This window comes from Streptomyces sp. NPDC054770 (assembly GCF_053611985.1).
The window spans coordinates 13,414-32,023 of record NZ_JBSHBL010000105.1; the positions used below are offsets into that span (position 1 = coordinate 13,414).

Below are 18,610 nucleotides of genomic sequence, written 5' to 3' on the forward strand. Positions count from 1 at the left end.
GTCCGGCGCGGTGAGGTGCGGCGCAGTTCGATTCCGGCCATCACGCGGACGGCCGCACCAGCGTAAGCAGAGAGTGACGCGTGGGCCCACGGATCGAGAGACCCCAGGCGTCAAGCTTGCGTTAAGAATGCCCTGACGGGCGGGGGTCGGCCATCAAGAAAGGGCGCCCCGGCGGCCGTGGACGGGCGTTCGGCTGTACGGGCGACGGCGGGCAGGTGCGGGGCGCCGGACACCGAGCGTTATCCGGTACGACGCCTGCCGGGTGCGGTGGGTGCGGTGGGTGCGGTGGGGGCCGACCGGGCTCGGGGGCCCGGAGGGCGACACCCTGGTACGGCGGCCGCGCGCATCGCTGACCGGACGCCGGTGTCTCGCACGCCTCGCTCCCATGGCCGACCGGACCCGGCCCTCCTGGACACCGCAGCGCATGGGAGGCGCCAGCTGAGTGACCGATCGGTGGGGGCGAGCCGAGCCGCAATTGACATGCTCTTGACGGACATTTGAACGGAGCCGGAGGGTCGGCCGGAACTGCCGCCGCGGCTCGTGCCGTTCTGGCTGATGTGACGTCAACCCTGCCCGTACCAGCGGCATCCGGAGAGAGAACCGGGCACATGGTGATCTGCGGCGACGACGGACTCGCGCACCGGCTCGCCGTCGAACTGGACGCCGTGTGCGGCGAGGTCGTCACCGTGGTCCTGCCGTCCGCCGACGACGAGCACGGTGCCCGGGTCGCCGCCCTGCACCGCGACCCGGCGTCTGCCGTCCACCTGCACATCTCGGCCCGCCCGGACGAGGCCACCCTGCGCGCGGCAGGCGTGGCGCGAGCCGCCGCGCTCGCCCTGACCTACCGCGACGACCAGGTCAACGTCACCGCGGCCCTGCTCGCCCGCGCGGTCAACCCCTCCGTACGGCTGGTCGTGCGGATGTTCGACCGAGAGCGCGGCAGTCATCTGGAACGGCTCCTGGACCGGGCGGCGGGCCTGTGCGACGTCCCCTCGCCGGACACCTCCACCACCGTGCTCTCCGACGCCGACACCGCCGTACCGGAGCTGGTCGCGGCGGCCGCCGTGGGCCACGGCCACACCCTGGAGGTCGAGGGGAAGGTCTTCCGCGGTGTCGTACGGCCCGCGGGCACCCCGACGCATGTCACCGACCTCGCCACCCTGGCCGTGCTCTCCGGAGCCCACGAGGACGACCCGGCCAGCCAGGACAGCGCCGAGACGGCCGGCGAGGACGGCACCCAGCTGCTGCCGGACGACCGGACCGCGTACCACCGGCAGTTCACCCACGGGCGACTGATGCTGGAGGAGGTCGTCCACCTCGACACGGCCGAACCGGCCCGCCGCGCCTGGCGGTTCCGCCCGGTGCGTTGGGTGCGGGCCCGGTTCGCCCATCTGCCGTGGCGGGTCCTCCTGTCCCGGCAACTGGCGGCCGTCTACGGCTCGTTGGCCGCCGTGGTGGTCGCCCTGTCCACCGCCACCGCGCTCTTCGCGGACGAGCATCCCTGGTGGAAGAACTTCTACCTGCCTCTGCTGGACATCTTCACGATGGGGGACCCGGCGACCGAGGAGTCGCCCGCCCGCCGCATCCTCCAGCTCCTCGCCGGCTTCGTCGGGCTCGCCGTGCTGCCGCTCGTGGTCGCCGCGACCATGAACGCCACCGAGGCGTTCCGCACCGCCTCCGTGAACCATCCGCCCGACGACGACGTCAGCGGCCACATCGTCCTGGTCGGCCTCGGGATGGTCGGCACCCGGGTGCTGGACCGGCTGCGCACCACCGGCCACCAGGTCGTGGCCATCGAGCGGGACCCGCGCGCCAGGGGTGTCGCGCTAGCCCGGGAACTCGGCGTCCCGCTGGTCCTGGAGGACGCCGCCGCCCCCGGCGTCCTCGAACTCGCCCGGGTCCGGCAGTGCGGCTCCCTGCTCGTCCTCACCCGCGACGACGGCCGGAACCTCGACATCGTGATGGCCGTCCGGGAGGCCAACCCCGAGGCGCGGGTGGTCACCCGGCTGTACGACGACGCCTTCGCCGCGACCGTCCAGCGCACGCTGCGGGCGTCGTACCCGGATGCGCTCACCCGGAGCAGAAGCGTTTCAGCGCTGGCCGCGCCGTCGTTCGCGGCGGCCATGATGGGGCGCCATGTGCTGGGGGTGATGCCGGTGGAGCGGGGGTCGCTGCTGTTCACCTGCGTGGACGTGGCCGGGCATCCGGAGCTGGAGGGGCGCTCGGTGCACCAGGCGTTCCGGCGGCGGGAGTGGCGGGTGCTGGCGGTGGGGCTGGTCGGCGGGGGCGCCCCGGGGCAGCCGGCGTTCGACTGGCGGCTGGCGCAGGGGCGGGTGCTGGTGGCGGGGGACCGGGTGGTGATGGCCACCACCCGGCGGGGGCTCGATGTGCTGATGACGGGGATGCGGCGGGCCGATGCGTAGGTGACCTGACGGTCATGCACCCCCGGTATCTGATCACCGGGCCCGGCACGGGCTACCGCTTCGGAGGATGACATGGCGCGCGGCACCGAGGTGATGCTGCACGGCCGTGGTGCGGGACCACGGCCGCTGCCGGTGTTACGACAACTGCCTTGAGTCCAGCGGCAGATGCCAGCTGTTGCGGCGGTGTGCGGAGGCCAGCGTCTCCTCCAGCGGGGAGGGCGGCACGGCCAGGACCGGGCAGTGCGCGTGGGACAGGCAGTAGCGGGCCACCCGGCCCGAGAAGGCCCGGTGCCAGCCGCGCCGGCCCGCGCCGACGACCAGCACGTCGTTCTCCCGGTCCGCCATCTCCACCAGGGACAGCCCCGGGGTGCCGCGTACCACGAGGCCGTGCAGCGGGGTGCCGGGTCCGGCGTCGCCGAACACTTCCTCCAGCACGTCGAGCAGCCGCTGCCGGGCCAGCCGCTGCCACTCGTCGACCAGCAGCATCGAGGCCGGGGACCGCCGCGCCGCCAGCTCGCCTCCCGGCGGCTCCCAGACCAGCACCGGCCACAGCTCCGCACCCCGGCGCCGGGCCTCCGCCGCGGCCCGGCTCAGAGCCGTGACGCTGCCCAGCGAACCGCTCACGCCCACCACGACCCGGACGGGCGCGCAGGCGTCGTAACCGGACATGTCTCCACCGTTCTTCCGTAGGTGTCCCGGGCAGATCCCGGGCCGGACGGGTACCCCGATCCGGTTCCATGACACTGCGCCGAACGGGTGACGGCCAGTGCCCGGGGCGCTTCTTGGCATGCCTCTGACGGCCACCGTGACCACCGTCACCAGCACCGAACGTCACTCCGTCAGCGTCCCGTCAACGTCGCCGCGATCGCCGTCAGCGTCCCGTCATGAGGCATCGGAGAGGTGCCGGAAGCGGGCATAGCGTCTGGGGCGAGCCTCGGCCGCCTCTCCGCGTCCGGGGCACCAGTTCCTTCCTGTGCCAGGAGGCATGCCATGCCAGAACTCTTGTGCGGTGACGATCCGGAGCCTTCCGATCGGACCCCGGCCGGACCCCTGTTCGTACCGGTCCGGCCGGGACCCGCGGGATGCGCGGCCCGGCTCTTCCGCACCCCGCTCGGCGAGCGCACCGCCGTCGGTTTCACCTCGGCCCGCAGGCTCGCCGCGACGCTCGGCCCCGACCAGGCCTGGATCCGGCTCGCCGAACCCGTGCTGCGGGCCCTGACCGCACCGCTCGGCGTCACCACCGTCACGGTCGATCCGCAGCTGTCGGCGCCGGCCCCCGCGCCGGTGGCGTCGCCGCTCGCGCCCGTCGCCGTGTCCCTGCGGATCGCCCGAACGGCCTGAGCCGCCGGAATCATCTGATGCGTCTGAGAGGGGAGCGGTCGATGACCACCCTGCACGAACCCGTCGTCACCACCACGCCTGCCGACCTGTCGGTGTGGCCCGCCTCCACCACCGAGCCCCGGCCCGGTGACCTGGCCGTCGGCGGGGTCCCGCTCGCCGAGGTCGCCGACCGCTTCGGCACGCCCGTCTACGTCCTCGACGAGAGCGAGGTCCGCGAGCGCTGCCGTACCTACCGGCACGCCTTCCCGGACGCCGAAGTCCTCTACGCCGCCAAGGCGTTCCTGTGCCGGGCCATGGTGCACTGGACCGAGGAGGAGGGGCTCGGCCTGGATGTCTGCTCGGCCGGTGAGCTGGAGCTGGCGGTCACCACCGGGTTCCCGCCGGAGCGGATCGTGCTGCACGGCAACGCCAAGTCACCGCGCGATCTGGAGACCGCGCTGCGGCTGGGCGTCGGCCGGATCGTCATCGACAGTCCGTCGGAGATCGCCCGGCTGGCCGCCGCCGTCGGGCCCGACGGGCACCAGAAGGTCATGGTCCGGGTGGTGCCCGGGATCAGCGCGGGCGGTCACGAGAAGATCCGCACCGGAACGGATGACCAGAAGTTCGGCCTGTCCATCGCCGACGGCTACGCCCAGCACGCCATCGCCCGGATACTGGACCAGCCGCAGCTCGAACTCACCGGCCTGCACTGCCACCTGGGCTCCCAGATCACCAGCGTCAAGCCGTATCTCGCCGCCGTGCGCCGGGTGGTGGGGCTCATGGCCCGCCTGCACGAACAGCACGGCCTGGTGCTGCCCGAGCTGGACCTGGGCGGCGGCCACGGCATCGCCTACCGGCCCGGTGAGGCGGCCCTCGACCTCACCGCCCTGGCCCGCAGGGTCCGTACCGAACTGACCGACGCCTGCGCCGCGGCCGGACTCCCCGTTCCCCGCCTGATCATCGAGCCGGGGCGGGCGATCGTGGGCCCGGCCGGGATCGCCGTGTACCGCGTCCTCGCCGTCAAGAAGACCGGTGACCACACCTTCGTCGCCGTCGACGGCGGCATGAGCGACAACCCGCGGCCCGCGCTGTACGGCGTCCGGTACGCGCCCCGGCTCATCGGCCGGGCCGGCGGCGCGGCGCCGGCCCCGGTGACCGTCGTCGGCCGGCACTGCGAGGCGGGCGACGTCCTGGCCGCCGACGTCGAACTCCCCTCTGACCTGCGCCCCGGCGACCTGCTCGCGGTTCCGGTGGCCGGCGCGTACCACCTCTCCATGGCCTCCGGGTACAACCTGGTCGGCCGCCCGCCGGTCACCGCCGTCCACGACGGCCACGCCCGCCTGCTGGTCCGGCGCGAGTCCCTGGACGACATCCGGAGGCGGGACGTGGGGCTGTAGGCCGATCGGGGCCGAGACGGGGTCGGGTCCCGCAAGGCGTGCGGCGGACCCGACCGCCCGCGGGCCCAGCCGGACCGGGCGCTCGCGGGCTGCGCCCGACCGGTCGTCCACCGACACTGGTGGCGACCCGTCCCACCCGGCCCCGATGAGGACCCGATGGCGTATGGCCTGGCACGTCGCGAACTGAGACCGAGGGTTCCGCTGCGCCCGGGCGAGGGCGAGAAGCACCATCTGACCAGCCTGGAAGGCCTGGCCGCGCTCTCCCTGGACGCGCTCAGCTCGGTGGCGTACGGTCCCGAGGCGATCGTGCTGGTCCTGGTGGCCGCCGGCACCGGCGCGCTCAGCGCCACCCTCCCCATCACCCTCGCGATCACCTTCCTGCTCGCGGCGCTCGTCGTCTCGTACGGCCAGGTCATCGCCGTACACCCGGACGGCGGTGGCGCCTACGCCGTCGCCAAGGCCGACCTCGGCGCCACCGCGAGCCTGCTGGCCGCCGCCAGCCTGGTCGTCGACTACGTGCTCACCGTCGCCGTGAGTCTCGCCGCCGGTGCCGACGCGCTGGCCTCCGCCTTCCCGGCCCTCGCCGGCGACAAGCTGCTCGTCTGCCTGGTCGGCCTGGCCCTGCTGGCGGCCGTGAACCTGCGGGGCGTCACCGAGAGCGCCCGGGTGCTGATGCTGCCGACCCTCCTGTTCATCGTGGCGATCCTCGGGGTGATCCTGCTCGGCCTGCTGCGCGCGCACCCGGTCGCCGTCGTCGGCACCGCCCGGCCCGTGCACGCGACCGAGGCGCTGACCGCGCTGCTGGTCCTCAAGGCGTTCTCGTCCGGCTGCTCGGCCCTGACCGGTGTCGAGGCCATCGCCAACGCCGTGCCGACCTTCCGCGAGCCCAAGGTCAGGCGGGCCCAGCGCACCGAACTGATGCTGGGCGCGCTGCTGGGCACCATGCTGATCGGGCTGGCCTTCCTGATCCACCGCGACCACGTGGCCCCGCGCGGCGGGGTGACCGTCCTCGCCCAGCTCACCGCGGGCGCCTACGGCACCGGCTGGCCCTACTACGCCACCAACCTCCTCGTCACCCTCGTCCTCGGGCTCGCCGCCAACACCAGCTTCGGCGGGCTGCCGGTGCTGATGAGCCTGCTGGCCCGCGACCACCGGCTGCCCCACCTCTTCGGCCTGCGCGCCGAACGCCCGGTCTACCGCTACGGCGTGGTCGCCCTCGCCCTGCTCGCCGCGCTCCTCCTGCTGGCCACCGACGCCGACACCCACCGCCTGCTCCCGCTGTTCGCCATCGGCGTCTTCATCGGCTTCACCCTCAGCCAGACCGGCCTGGTCCGGCACTGGGCGACCCAGCGCCCGGCCGGGTGGAAACGCCGCGCACTGATCAACGGCACCGGCGCCGTGCTCACCACCCTGGCCGGCGTCATCCTGCTGTTCAGCAAGTTCCTGTCGGGCGCCTGGGTGGTCGTGCTCGCCGTACCCCTGCTGATGCTGCTGTTCGCCCGCATCCAGCGCTACTACATCGAGGTGGGCGAGGAGCTGGGCCTCGGCCGCATCCCGGATCCGCCGTCCCGGCGCACCGCCAGCCTGGTGATCGTGCCGATCGGCGAGGTCAGCAGACTCGCCCGGCACGCCCTGGGCGCCGCGCTCGCCCTCGGCGACGAGGTGGTCGCGGTCGCGGTGCACGGCGACCCGGCCAGGTCCCGGGCGCTGGAGGAGGCCTGGCAGCGCTGGAACCCGGGCGTGCGCCTCGACATCATCGACAGCCCGCACCGCTCGCTGGTACAGCCGGTCGTCGACTACGTGCAGCGGGCGGCGGCGGACGGCCGCCAGGTCGCCGTCCTCATCCCCGAGGTGGAGCCGAAACACCGGCGCTACGAGATCCTCCAGAACCAGCGCGGCCTGCTCCTCGCCACCGTCCTGCGGGCCCGCACCGACGTCGTGGTGTGCCTGCTGCCGTACCGGCTGAAGCTGTGACGGCTGTCTTGTCGGCCCCCGGGCGGGCTCCTACAGTGCGCCCGTAATGTTCGCCGACCTCGCCGAAACTTTCGGCGGGCTGGGGAGGGGCACATATGCGGGGCACGCACATACGGACGTACGACAACCCGGTCATCCCCGGCTTCCATCCCGACCCGAGCGTGTGCCGGGTGGGGGAGGACTACTACCTCGTCTGTTCCAGCTTCGAGTACTTCCCCGGCGTCCCGCTCTTCCACAGCCGGGACCTGGTGCACTGGCGGCAGCTCGGCAACGTCCTGGACCGGCCCGCGCAGTTGACGCTGCCGGACGACACACCGGCCTCGGGCGGCGTGTACGCCCCGACGATCCGGCACCACGACGGGCTCTTCCACGTCGTCACGACCGACGTCAGCGGCCGGGGCAACCTCCTCATCACCGCCGAGCGGCCCGAGGGGCCCTGGTCCGACCCGGTGTGGATCGACGTCCCCGGCATCGACCCGGACCTCGCCTGGGACGAGAACGGCGACTGCTGGTGTGCCGTGGCGGGGGTCGCGGTCGCCCGGATCGACACCCGCAGCGGGAAGGTCCTGGAAGGACCGCTGCCGATGTGGTCCGGGACCGGGCTGCGCGACCCCGAGGCGCCGCACCTCCACCGGGTCGACGGGTGGTGGTACCTGCTGGTCGCCGAGGGCGGTACCGCGCTCGGGCACGGGGTGTCCGTGGCCCGCGCCCGGTCGCCGCGCGGGCCCTGGGAGTCCGCGCCGGCCAATCCGCTGGTCTCGCACCGGGGCACCCGGGAGCCGGTCCAGTGCACCGGACACGCCGACCTCGTCCAGGCGGCCGACGGCAGCTGGTGGGCGGTGCTGCTCGGCACCCGGCCGCGCGGCTGGTTCCCCGAGTTCCATGTGCTCGGCCGGGAGACCTTCCTGGCCCCCGTGACGTGGGTGGACGGCTGGCCGCGCATGGACCTGGTGCGGGAGCGGGAGAAGGCGCCGGCCGCCTGGCACCCGGTCGAACCGCCGCCCGCCCGGGACGACTTCACCGCCCCGGCCCTCGCGCCGTACTGGATCTCCCCGCGCAGCCGGCCGGACGGGTCCTGGTCGCTGGCGGAACGGCCCGGCCGGCTGACGCTCACGGCCACCGGGGACAGCCTCGACCGCCCCGGGCACACCTTCGTCGGCCGGCGCCAGCAGCACGCCGGCTGCCGGGCCGCCGCACTGCTGGAACCGGGCCCGGGACGCGCGGGCCTGACGGTCCGCATCGACGAGGCCCACCACTACGACCTGGAGGTGAGCGGGGGAGTGGCGAGCGCGGTCGCGCGGATCGGGCCGCTGCGGCAGCGGCTCGCCGAACGCGCGCTGCCGCCGGGGCCGTTGACCCTGGTGATCGAGATCCGTACGACCCCGGTTCCGCCGCCCACCGGGACCGTGCCCGGGGAGGACGGCGGCGCGACCGGCGTCCGCCCCGCCGGGCCCGATGCCGTGACCCTTTCGATCGAAACGTCCGACGGTGTCGTTCGGCTGGCCGAACTGGACGGCCGCTATCTCTCCACCGAGGTGGCGGGCGGGTTCACCGGCCGGGTGATCGGCATGTACGTCACCGAGGGCCGGGCCGCCTTCGACTGGTTCGAATACGTGCCCATCAGCTGATGCGCGACACCTTGACGCTCCTGATCCGCCTTTCTAGAGTCGCCGTTCGGAACGTTCGGTGAAAACACCGAATGTTTCGAAAACGGCGGCCCCAGAGCACCACCGAACCAGGACGGCGTCGGTCGTCCCGTACCCCAAGGAGCGCATCATGGGCGACCCGGCACTGTCCCGTCGCGGTTTCCTGGCGGCCACCGCGGCCGCCGGTCTGGGCATGACCGCCCTCAGCGGCTGCGGCGGCTCGGACTCGGGGTCGTCGGGGGGAACGACCACCATCGAGTGGTGGAACATCTCCACGACCAACCCGGCGAAAGGCGTCTGGGCGGCCCTCGCCAAGAAGTTCGAGGCACAGAACCCGAAGGTCAAGATAAAGATCGTCCAGCTGGAGAACGACGCCTACAAGACGAAGATGACGGCCCTGACCGCCTCCGGGAAGCTCCCCGACATCTTCCACACCTGGGGCGGCGGCGTCCTCCAGCAGCAGGTCGACGCCGGCCTCGTCAAGGACCTCACCGACTCCACCAAGCCCTGGGCCGACGGCCTGCTCCCGGTGGCCAAGCAGGCGTACATCCTGGACAACAAGACGTACGGCATCCCCTTCGACATCGGCATGGTCGGCTTCTGGTACAACAAGGCGCTCTTCAAGAGGGCCGGCATCAGCACACCCCCGGCCACCTGGAGCGGCTTCCTCGACGCCGTGAAGAAGCTGAAGGCAGCCGGTGTCACCCCCCTCGGCCTGGCCGGCAAGGAGAGCTGGACCGGCATGTACTACTGGGCCTACCTCGCGATGCGCACCGCCGGCATCGACGCGCTCAAGAAGGCGAACGACGACAAGGACTTCACCGGTGCCGGGTTCGTCGAGGCCGGACAGCACCTGAAGGACCTCGTCGCCCTCCAGCCGTTCCAGAAGGGGTTCCTGGGCGCCGCCTACTCCAGCCCGACCGGCCAGGCCGCCTCCGTCGGCAACGCCAAGGCCGCGATGGAGCTGATGGGCCAGTGGGCCCCGAGCGTCGAGGCCGACGCGGGCAAGGGCATCGGCGCCGACCTCGGCTTCTTCCCGTTCCCGGCCGTCGAGGGCGGCAAGGGCACCGTCACCGAGGTCTTCGGAGGCGGCGGCGGACACGCGCTGCGCGCCGACGCCCCGCAGGCCGCCGTCGACTTCCTGGAGTTCTTCGCCTCCGAGACGACGGACGTGGAACTGGTGAAGAAGACCAGCGTGCTGCCCGTCGTACCCGCCGCCGAGAGCGCCCTGACCGACGCCAACCTCAAGCTCGTCCAGGCCCAGTTGAAGGCCGCCACCGGCTTCCAGCTCTACCTCGACCAGGCGTACGCGCCCGCCGTCGGCCAGCAGGTCAACGACAGCGTGGCCGGGCTGATCGCCGGGTCCAAGTCGCCCCAGGACGTCGCCCAGGCGATCACCAAGACCGCGAAGGAAGAGCAGTAGGCCGCCCGATGACCTCGACCTACCTGCCCGGCACGCGGTCGGGTCCGGACGCCGCGCCGCAGCCGCTGCCGCCCGCCGACCGGGCGCGCACCAGGCGCCGGCTGCTGCACTGGCTCACCGCGATGGGCTTCCAGCTGCCCGCCCTGGTGCTGTTCGGCGCCCTCGTCCTGCTGCCGATCCTGTTCGCGGTGTACGCCTCGTTCTTCCGCTGGGGCGGCTTCGGCATGCCCTCCGACTACACCGGCACCGACAACTTCACCCGGCTCTTCCAGGACGACGTCTTCCTCGGCGACCTGTGGCGCTGCCTGCTCCTGGTCGTGCTGTCACTGGCACTCCAACTGCCGTTCGCGCTCGCCATGGCGGTCCTGCTCAACCAGCGGATCCGCGGCCGGGCCGTCTACCGGATGCTGTTCTTCGCGCCGTACGTGCTCTCCGAGGCGATCACCGGCGTGTTGTTCGGCATGATCTTCGCGCCCGACGAGGGGCTCGCCGACCACCTGCTGAGCGACATCGGCCTCGGCGCGCTCGGCGGGAAGTGGTTCGCCGACCCCTCCACCGTCATGGCCACCCTCTTCCTGGTCATGACCTGGAAGTACTTCGGCTTCCACATGATGCTCTACCTGGCCGGACTCCAGTCCATCCCGGCCGAGTTGACGGAGGCCGCGACCGTCGACGGCGCCTCGCCCTGGCAGCGCTTCCGGCATGTCACCCTGCCGCTGCTCGCTCCCACCCTGCGCATCAGCGTCTTCCTGTCGGTGATCGGCTCCATCCAGCTCTTCGACCTGGTGTGGGTGGTCACCGCGGGCGGCCCCGACCACCACTCGGAGACGATGGCCGTGACCATGTTCCAGTACGGCTTCAAGCGCTACCAGGTCGGCTACGCCAGCGCGATCAGCGTCGCCATGTTCGGCATCAGCCTCGTCTTCGCCCTCGCCTACCAGCGGTTCGTGCTCCGCCGCGACCTGGCGGGCGCCACCACGAACATGCGGGGGGACGGCGCATGAGCGGCGACCGCAAGACCGTACGGACACTTCCGCTGCACCTGGTCCTCGTCGTGGTCGGCGCGCTGATGGTCGTACCCCTGCTGTACGCCCTGCTGTCCGGGTTCAAGACGACCAGCGAGCTGTCCAGCAACCCGGTCGGGCTGCCCGAGTCCTGGATCACCTCCAACTACACCGGCATCCTCGGCTCCGGCGCGTTCTGGCGGCTGCTCGGCAACAGCACGCTGATCGCGGTCGCCACCACCGTCCTCGTGGTCGCGGTCTCGGCACTCGCCGCCTTCTCCTTCGCACGGTTCGCGTTCCGCGGGCGGGAAGTCCTGTTCACCGTGTTCACGATGGGCCTGATGTTCCCCTTCGCGGTGGCCGCCCTGCCGCTCTTCCTGCTGCTGCGCTCGATGGACCTGCTGGACAACCCGCTGGGCGTGATCCTTCCGCAGGCCGCGTTCGGACTGCCGATGACCATCATCATCCTGCGCGGCTTCTTCCGGGAGATCCCCGGCGAGCTGGAGGAGGCGGCCACCCTCGACGGCTGCGGGCCGTTCGCCTTCTTCTGGCGGATCCTGCTGCCCATGGCCCGGCCCGCGCTCGGCACGGTCTCCGTGCTCGCGGTCGTCACCAGCTGGAACAACTTCTTCCTGCCCCTGCTCGTCTTCACCGATCCGAAGTGGTGGACGATCCCGGTCGGCGTGCAGCAGTTCCAAGGCCAGTACGCCACCGACACCGCCCGGGTCTTCGCCTATCTGGTCCTCGCCATGGTCCCCGCCCTGGCCTTCTACTCGGTCGCCGAGCGCCAGCTGGTCGGCGGCCTCACCGCAGGCGCCACCAAGGGCTGAACACCCCATCCACGGACAGGAGTCGCACCATGTCCCGTACCCGGCTCAGACTCGCCGGCGCCCTCGCGGCCGTACTCGTCGCGGCCGGGGTGGCCACCGGCCCGGCCGCTCAGGCCCACGACCGGACACCCACCCTCGCCGAACTCGCCCAGCGCCACGGCCGCTACTTCGGCAGCGCCACCGACAACCCCGAACTCACCGACACCGCCTACACCAGGCTGCTCGGCACCGAGTTCGACATGATCACGCCCGGCAACGGCATGAAGTGGTACGCCACCGAGCCCGAGCAGGGCGTCTTCGACTGGACCAACGGCGACCAGATCGTGGACCTCGCCCGCCAGAACCACCAGCAGGTCCGCGCCCACACCCTGGTCTGGCACAGCCAGCTGCCCGACTGGCTCACCTCCCGCGACTGGACGGCCACCGAACTGCGGGCGGTCCTGAAGAAGCACATCCAGACCGAGGTACGGCACTACCGGGGCAAGGTCTACTCCTGGGACGTCGTCAACGAGGCATTCAACGAGGACGGCAGCTACCGCGAGACCCTCTGGTACAAGACCCTCGGCCCCGGCTACATCGCGGACGCGCTGCGCTGGGCCCACCAGGCCGACCCGCACGCCAGGCTCTACCTCAACGACTACAACATCGAAGCCACCGGCCCGAAGAGCGACGCCTACTACGCGCTCGCCCAGCAGCTCAAGGCGGCGGGCGTCCCGCTGGACGGCATCGGCTTCCAGGCCCACCTCGCCCTCCAGTACGGCTATCCGTCGACCCTGGAGGACAACCTCCGCCGCTTCTCCCGCCTCGGCCTGGACACCGCGCTCACCGAGGTGGACGTACGGATGCAGCTGCCGGCCACCGACGAGAAGCTGGCCGAGCAGGCCACCTGGTACGCCGATCTGACCAAGGCCTGCCTGGCGGTACGGCACTGCGTGGGCATCACGGTCTGGGACTACACGGACAAGTACTCGTGGATCCCGGCGTTCTTCCCCGGCGAGGGCGCTGCCCTGCCCTGGGACGAGCAACTCGTTCCCAAACCGGCCTACTTCGCGCTGCGCACAGCGCTCGGCTACACGGGGTAGCCGTCCCCGGACGCACGTCGGGGCCGGTGCGCACCATGTGTGTGCGTCCGGCCCCTGTTGGTCACCGGGCGGAGCGGCGGGGCCGCCCGGGGTGCTGCGGTGGTCCCTCAGGCGGCGGTCACCACGCGGCCGGCGCCGAGCGGGCGGTGCGGCGCGATGATCTGGCCGTCGGGCAGGAGCTCACCGGTGTCCTCGAAGAGCAGAACGCCGTTGCACAGCAGGCTCCACCCCTGCTCCGGGTGGTGCGCCATGAGGCGGGCGGACTCCCGGTCGGCGGATTCGGCTGTCGGACACGGCGGCTGGTGCTGGCACATGGATAGGGTCTCTCGCTCGGTCTTGGTCATGTCGGTCCCCCGTGCTGATGAGTCGGTCGGAAACCAGTGTTGCCTTCCGGGCGTTGCTCCGCAGGTATTTGGCTGCACCGCTTCTCACAGGTTGGAGACGCGTCACCCGCGCGGACGGTTCATCTCGACCAGGTTGCCAATTCGGATGGTTTCACATGGCCGGATGGGGCTAGTCCGGACGGAGGCCATCGTACGCTCATGGCTATTCCGGCTCTTTGGAGCGGTGAATTGCTCGTACGAGCGAGATGAAAGGAAAAACGCACGTACCCCGCCACTCGGCCGGGAGTGGCGGGGTAGGGCGAGGTGCGGCGGCGACGGCTTCAGGCGGGCGTGATGAGCAGGGGGGCCGGGGTGATCCGGTGGGTCAGCACCGGGAGCAGCTCGGCCACCAGGTGCGGCCGGTGGGCCGCGATGCCGGGCGGGGCGGGGGCCAGCGGCACCAGCAGGTCGGTGGCGGCCGGGTGCCCCTCGGCGCCGTCCGCAGTGCAGTCGCCGTGCAGCCACAGGGTGAGCATGTAGAGGCCGGGCAGGGACAGCAGGCGCGGCTGGTACGTCTGTTGCAGGGCCTCGGCCTGGTGCAGGGCCCGCTCGGTGGAGGCGATGTAGGGGCCCTCGAAGAAGTGCGAGAAGGCCCAGCCGTCCGGGGTGAGCATCGTGTCGGCCGCGGCCACCGCCCGGTCGCCGCAGCGGATCAGGAAGCGCCAGCCGGCCAGCCGGGTGGCGGACATGCCCTCCGGGGTGATCCGGTCCATGACGTGTACGGGAAGCGGGAGTTCGGGGGTCGCGGGTCCCTGGGCGGAGCGCAGGGAGGGGGTCCGGGCCTCGCGGACCGCGGTGGGGGAACCAAGCGCGGTGAGGACGGAACGCAGTGCGGGCGCGGGGGCAGGAGGGACTTGCAGCGGCATGGTGGGTCGCCTCTCATTCGACAGGCGCGGTGGCGCGAGGGCGGGGGCGGACGGCGCTGTCAGCTCACAGGGGGTCAGAGAGGCGGGGGCCCGGTTCGGTGAAGAGAGGTGCGGGCGTTGCCTGCCGCACGCACTCGGACGGCAGGAACCAGACCATGGGCGCCAGCCTTCTGCCTTGTTCGCGGAGTTTATACGACGCCTGTTCAGGTGGTGTTTCACCGGGCCGTTTCACAGAACACGACAAGGCGCAATTCGGCCGTTGATTCGTGCGGAATCCTCCCGATTTCCTGCCCGTCGAAACCCCGCTGACCTCGCATTACGAGGCTGTCGCGGTCGGCCGGATGTAGTCGGCGTTTTTCACGAGGAGAACGGGGAACCCGAAGTTGCGTGCTGCGTCATGCCTCGTGAATGTGCCGCGGGACACATTCCAACAGAGTAGCGGGTGCGGGTGGCGCGCGCGACGTTATCGATCGCTTCCGCTGGGCATCATCCCACCTGGACTCGGGACACCGGCGGCCGGAAGCCCGGCCCGCCCATTCGAGGAGGGACGCTTCGATGGGGGAGAAGGTCGTGGCGGGCCGGTTCGACCTGTCCGATCGCCGGCGCTACCGCGATAAGCTCCGTGACTGTCTGACGGGGCTGGAGCGGCTGCTGGTGGAGAAGCGGTTCGACCGCCCCAAGAACCTCATGGGCGTCGAGATCGAATTGAATCTCGCCGGCGCCGACGGCATGCCGAGAATGTTGAACGGACAGGTTCTGGAACGTATCGCGAGCCGCGATTTCCAAACAGAACTCGCCATGTTCAATCTGGAAGTGAACATAGCTCCACACCGGCTCGACGGGCGGGTTTTCGACCGGCTCGCGGAGGAACTCCGCACCTCGCTGGCGTACGCCGACCGGAAGGCGGCCGAGGTGGACGCCGGGATCGTGATGACCGGCATCCTGCCCACCCTGGAGCGGGACGACCTGGTCTCCGCGAACCTCTCCGAGGTGGACCGGTACACCCTGCTCAACGACCAGATCGTGGCCGCCCGGGGCGAGGACTTCCTCCTCGACATCAAGGGCGTCGAGCACCTCGTGTGCACGTCGAAGTCGATCGTCCCGGAGGCCGCCTGCACCTCCGTGCAGCTGCACCTCCAGGTCACCCCGGCCCGCTTCGCCGACGTGTGGAACGCGGCGCAGGCGGCGGTCGCCGCGCAGATCGCCGTGGGCGCGAACGCCCCGTTCCTCTTCGGCCGCGAACTGTGGCGGGAGTCCCGTCCACCGCTGTTCCTCCAGGCCACCGACACCCGGCCGCCTGAACTCCAGGCGCAGGGCGTCCGGCCGCGCACCTGGTTCGGCGAACGCTGGATCAGCTCGGCGTACGAGCTGTTCGAGGAGAACCTGCGCTTCTTCCCGGCCCTCCTGCCGATCTGCGACGAGGAGGACCCGCTGGCCGTCCTCGACGCGGGCGGGGTGCCCAAGCTCGCCGAACTCGTCCTGCACAACGGCACGGTGTACCGCTGGAACCGGCCGGTCTACGGCATCGCCGACGGCGTCCCGCACCTGCGCGTCGAGAACCGCGTGCTGCCGGCCGGGCCCACCGTCACCGACGTCGTCGCCAACGCGGCGTTCTACTACGGCCTGGTCCGCGCCCTCGCGGAGGAGTCCCGCCCGGTGTGGACACGGCTGCCGTTCGCCACGGCCGAGGCGAACTTCGACGCGGCGTGCCGGCACGGGATCGACGCGCGGCTGGTCTGGCCGCGGCGGGCGCGGTACGGCGGCGGTACGGCGGAGGTGGACGCGGTCACCCTGGTCCGCGACGAGTTGCTGCCGCTGGCGGCGGCCGGGCTGGACGGGTGGGGCGTGGAGCCCGCCGACCGGGACTTCTATCTCGGCGTGATCGATGAGCGGTGCCGGCGGCGGGTCAACGGGGCGTCCTGGCAGGCGGCGACGTTCCACCGGGCGCTGGAGCAGGGGCTGCCGAGGGACGCGGCGCTGGCGGCGATGACGCGGCGCTATGCGGAGCTGATGAACGAGGGGGATCCGGTGCATACGTGGCCGGTGGGGTTATTGGAGCCGGTCCCTGCGGGGTGAGGGCCGAGGGGGCTGCGCTGTAGTGGGGCGGGGTGTGCGGTTGCCGTCGTGGGTGGTGCCGGTGGGATGCCGGGTGCGGCGCCGCCGGGGCTGATCGCGCAGTTCCCCGCGCCCCTTACGGGGCGCTGTTGCCGGCGGTGCTCATCCGTACGGGGGTCGGCCGCGCCTGCTCTGGGGGGATCGGGCAAGCTGTGACGTCCCATGTCGGTGGTGCGAGAGTGGCCGGGTGAGGATGGGCATGGGGCGGCATTGCTCAACTGGAGGCAGGAGTGCAGGTGGAGGCGGATCAGGTGGCCGGTGCTTACCCACTGGAGCGGCCCTCGCAGCGCATGTTCAGGGACGAGACGCTGCTCGTTCTGGGACTTTCGCTCGGTGCGAGCGGAGTGTCCGCCCTGATCAGCTTTGTCGGATCGGTCACCAAACCGGGTGGCCTCAAGGACCAGGCGGCGACCCTCAACGCGTCGGCCGCCCCGGGCCGCCCCTGGCTGGATCTCGCCTGGCAGCTCTTCGGCATCGCGAGCGCGCTCGTCCCCGTCCTCCTCGTCGCCCACCTCCTCCTCCGCGAGGGCGCGAGCCTGCGCACGCTCGGCTTCGACCGCACCCGGCCCTGGCCCGACCTCGGGCGCGGCGCAGCGATCGCCTCGGTGATCGGCAGTGCCGGAATCGCCTTCTACCTGGCCGCACGCGGCCTGGGCTTCAACCTCACGGTGGTCCCGGAGGCGCTGCCCGGCGTGTGGTGGAAGTACCCCGTGCTGATCCTCTCCGCGATGCAGAACGCGATCCTCGAAGAGGTCATCGTGGTCGGCTATCTGCTGCGCCGCCTGGACCAGTTGGGCTGGACGGCCGGCACGGCACTGGTGGCCAGTTCCGTCCTGCGCGGCTCGTACCACCTCTACCAGGGGATCGGCGGCTTCGTCGGCAACATGGTGATGGGCGTCGTCTTCGTCTACCTGTACCGGCGGTGGGGTCGGGTAGGTCCCCTGGTGGTGGCGCACAGCCTCCTCGACATCGGCGCGTTCGTCGGCTACGCGCTGCTGGCCGGCAAGGTGGGCTGGCTGCCTACGGCGTGAGCAGTTCGCCGTCGATGACGGTGACCGCGCGCCCGGTCAGCAGGGTGCGGTCACCGCGCAGTGAGGTGCGGACGAGTCCGGTACGACGGGAGGCCTGGAGCCCCGTGAGATCGGGCTCGCCGAGCCGCCCGGCCCAGTGCGGCGCAAGTGCCGTATGAGCACTTCCGGTCACCGGATCCTCATCGATCCCGACGTTCGGGAAGAAGCAGCGGGAGACGTAGTCGTACCCCTTGGCCGGGTCCTCGGCACGGGCGGTGGCGATGATCCCGCGTGCGGAGTAGGCGGCGAGGGCCTTGTGGTCGGGGGAGAGGCCGAGCACGGTCTGCTCGTCGGCCAGTTCGAGGAGCAGGTCGCCGACGTTCGGCCCGGTGTCGAAGACGGCGACGGGTTCGGCCCCGAGCGCGTTGGCGACTCCGTCGGGCACGTCGACCCGGGTGAGCGGGGCGGTGGGGAAGTCGAGGGTGATCGACCCGTCGGGGGCGGCCGAGGCAACCAACACCCCGCTCCGGGTGGCGAACCGCACGGGCCCATCGTTCACCCCCGTGGTGTGCAGCACATGAGCCGTGGCCAGGGTGGCATGCCCGCACATCGCGACCTCCGTGACCGGCGTGAACCACCGCAGCGCCCAGTCCGCGTCCCCGCCCTCGGGCAGGGGATGCGCGAACGCGGTCTCGGCATGGTTCACCTCCATGGCGACGCTCTGCATCCACCCGTCCTCGGGAAAACCGTCCAGAAGCACCACCCCTGCCGGATTCCCGGAGAACAGCCGCTCGGCAAAGGCATCGACGATTCGAATCCGCATGCCCCAGACGCTAGCCCTCGCACACGGTGACCGACCAAGGCCAATCCGGTAGCCCTGGCCCGATTTCCACCAGCCGGCCGCGCCACCGATGAGCGCAGCTGCGGCGGACATATGCGCACGAGCAGGGGCGCGAGCAACCACGACGGCGCGGCACTGGCTCACGACGGTGGCGCGCCCTTCAGGGGCGCGGGGAACTGCGCGAGCAACCACGACGGCGCCGCACTGGCTCACGACGGTGGCGCGCCCTTCAGGGGCGCGGGGAACTGCGCGAGCAACCACGACGGCGCCGCACTGGCTCACGACGGTGGCGCGCC

Annotated in this window: 15 protein-coding genes and 1 pseudogene; 12 read left to right on the top strand and 4 right to left on the bottom strand. The window is 71.6% G+C overall.

Features of this window, described 5'->3' with window-relative positions; all coding sequences use genetic code 11:
- Positions 1 to 608 precede the first annotated feature (608 nt).
- Entirely contained in the window at positions 609 to 2,423 is a 1,815-nt protein-coding gene (locus ACWGKQ_RS46670) for a potassium channel family protein (RefSeq protein ID WP_453298184.1), read from the top strand.
- Positions 2,424 to 2,558: 135 nt separating this feature from the next.
- Here ACWGKQ_RS46670 and ACWGKQ_RS46675 read toward each other — a convergent pair whose 3' ends face one another.
- Complete coding sequence (locus tag ACWGKQ_RS46675) at positions 2,559 to 3,092, bottom strand: universal stress protein (protein ID WP_453298185.1); 534 nt, start codon at positions 3,090 to 3,092, stop codon at positions 2,559 to 2,561.
- Positions 3,093 to 3,413: 321 nt separating this feature from the next.
- Between ACWGKQ_RS46675 and ACWGKQ_RS46680 the strand changes: the two genes are divergently transcribed.
- From ACWGKQ_RS46680 to ACWGKQ_RS46715, 8 genes are all read left to right on the top strand, one after another.
- A complete protein-coding gene (locus ACWGKQ_RS46680) occupies positions 3,414 to 3,764 on the top strand; it encodes an SAV_915 family protein (RefSeq protein WP_453298186.1) in 351 nt (116 codons plus the stop codon).
- A gap of 41 nt (positions 3,765 to 3,805) precedes the next feature.
- Positions 3,806 to 5,140, top strand: coding sequence for a diaminopimelate decarboxylase (gene lysA, locus ACWGKQ_RS46685; RefSeq protein ID WP_453298187.1), 1,335 nt, complete (start codon positions 3,806 to 3,808; stop codon positions 5,138 to 5,140).
- Between the two features lie 156 nt (positions 5,141 to 5,296).
- The gene (locus ACWGKQ_RS46690) at positions 5,297 to 7,114 is read left to right on the top strand and encodes an APC family permease (protein WP_453298188.1); all 1,818 of its coding nucleotides are present in this window, start codon (positions 5,297 to 5,299) and stop codon (positions 7,112 to 7,114) included.
- Positions 7,115 to 7,209: 95 nt separating this feature from the next.
- Positions 7,210 to 8,742: a glycoside hydrolase family 43 protein gene (locus ACWGKQ_RS46695; protein ID WP_453298189.1), complete on the top strand. Its 1,533-nt coding sequence runs from the start codon at positions 7,210 to 7,212 to the stop codon at positions 8,740 to 8,742.
- A gap of 148 nt (positions 8,743 to 8,890) precedes the next feature.
- Complete coding sequence (locus ACWGKQ_RS46700; protein ID WP_453298190.1) at positions 8,891 to 10,183, top strand: extracellular solute-binding protein; 1,293 nt, start codon at positions 8,891 to 8,893, stop codon at positions 10,181 to 10,183.
- Between the two features lie 8 nt (positions 10,184 to 10,191).
- Positions 10,192 to 11,187 (top strand): carbohydrate ABC transporter permease, encoded by a 996-nt coding sequence (locus ACWGKQ_RS46705; protein WP_453298191.1) that lies wholly within the window; start codon positions 10,192 to 10,194, stop codon positions 11,185 to 11,187.
- Positions 11,184 to 12,017, top strand: coding sequence for a carbohydrate ABC transporter permease (locus ACWGKQ_RS46710; protein ID WP_453298192.1), 834 nt, complete (start codon positions 11,184 to 11,186; stop codon positions 12,015 to 12,017). The genes ACWGKQ_RS46705 and ACWGKQ_RS46710 overlap by 4 nt, the downstream gene beginning before the upstream one ends.
- 29 nt (positions 12,018 to 12,046) lie before the next feature.
- Entirely contained in the window at positions 12,047 to 13,099 is a 1,053-nt protein-coding gene (locus ACWGKQ_RS46715; RefSeq protein ID WP_453298193.1) for an endo-1,4-beta-xylanase, read from the top strand.
- A 107-nt stretch (positions 13,100 to 13,206) separates the two neighbouring features.
- Here ACWGKQ_RS46715 and ACWGKQ_RS46720 read toward each other — a convergent pair whose 3' ends face one another.
- Positions 13,207 to 13,413 carry a DUF5999 family protein gene (locus ACWGKQ_RS46720; protein ID WP_181807334.1) on the bottom strand — a complete coding sequence of 69 codons (207 nt, stop codon included), beginning with the start codon at positions 13,411 to 13,413 and terminating at the stop codon, positions 13,207 to 13,209.
- Between the two features lie 350 nt (positions 13,414 to 13,763).
- The gene (locus tag ACWGKQ_RS46725; RefSeq protein ID WP_453298194.1) at positions 13,764 to 14,348 is read right to left on the bottom strand and encodes a hypothetical protein; all 585 of its coding nucleotides are present in this window, start codon (positions 14,346 to 14,348) and stop codon (positions 13,764 to 13,766) included.
- A 555-nt stretch (positions 14,349 to 14,903) separates the two neighbouring features.
- Between ACWGKQ_RS46725 and ACWGKQ_RS46730 the strand changes: the two genes are divergently transcribed.
- Both ACWGKQ_RS46730 and ACWGKQ_RS46735 read left to right on the top strand, forming a co-directional pair.
- Positions 14,904 to 16,424, top strand: coding sequence for a glutamate--cysteine ligase (locus ACWGKQ_RS46730; protein WP_453298195.1), 1,521 nt, complete (start codon positions 14,904 to 14,906; stop codon positions 16,422 to 16,424).
- Positions 16,425 to 16,693: 269 nt separating this feature from the next.
- Positions 16,694 to 17,494 carry a CPBP family intramembrane glutamic endopeptidase gene (locus ACWGKQ_RS46735; RefSeq protein WP_453298196.1) on the top strand — a complete coding sequence of 267 codons (801 nt, stop codon included), beginning with the start codon at positions 16,694 to 16,696 and terminating at the stop codon, positions 17,492 to 17,494.
- Here ACWGKQ_RS46735 and ACWGKQ_RS46740 read toward each other — a convergent pair.
- A complete protein-coding gene (locus tag ACWGKQ_RS46740) occupies positions 17,484 to 18,296 on the bottom strand; it encodes a PhzF family phenazine biosynthesis protein (protein ID WP_453298197.1) in 813 nt (270 codons plus the stop codon). The two genes, ACWGKQ_RS46735 and ACWGKQ_RS46740, sit on opposite strands and share 11 nt — an antisense overlap.
- 111 nt (positions 18,297 to 18,407) lie before the next feature.
- On the opposite strand from ACWGKQ_RS46740, the pseudogene ACWGKQ_RS46745 reads away from it, so the two are divergent.
- Positions 18,408 to 18,610, top strand: a pseudogene (locus ACWGKQ_RS46745) (hypothetical protein); the annotation flags it as partial.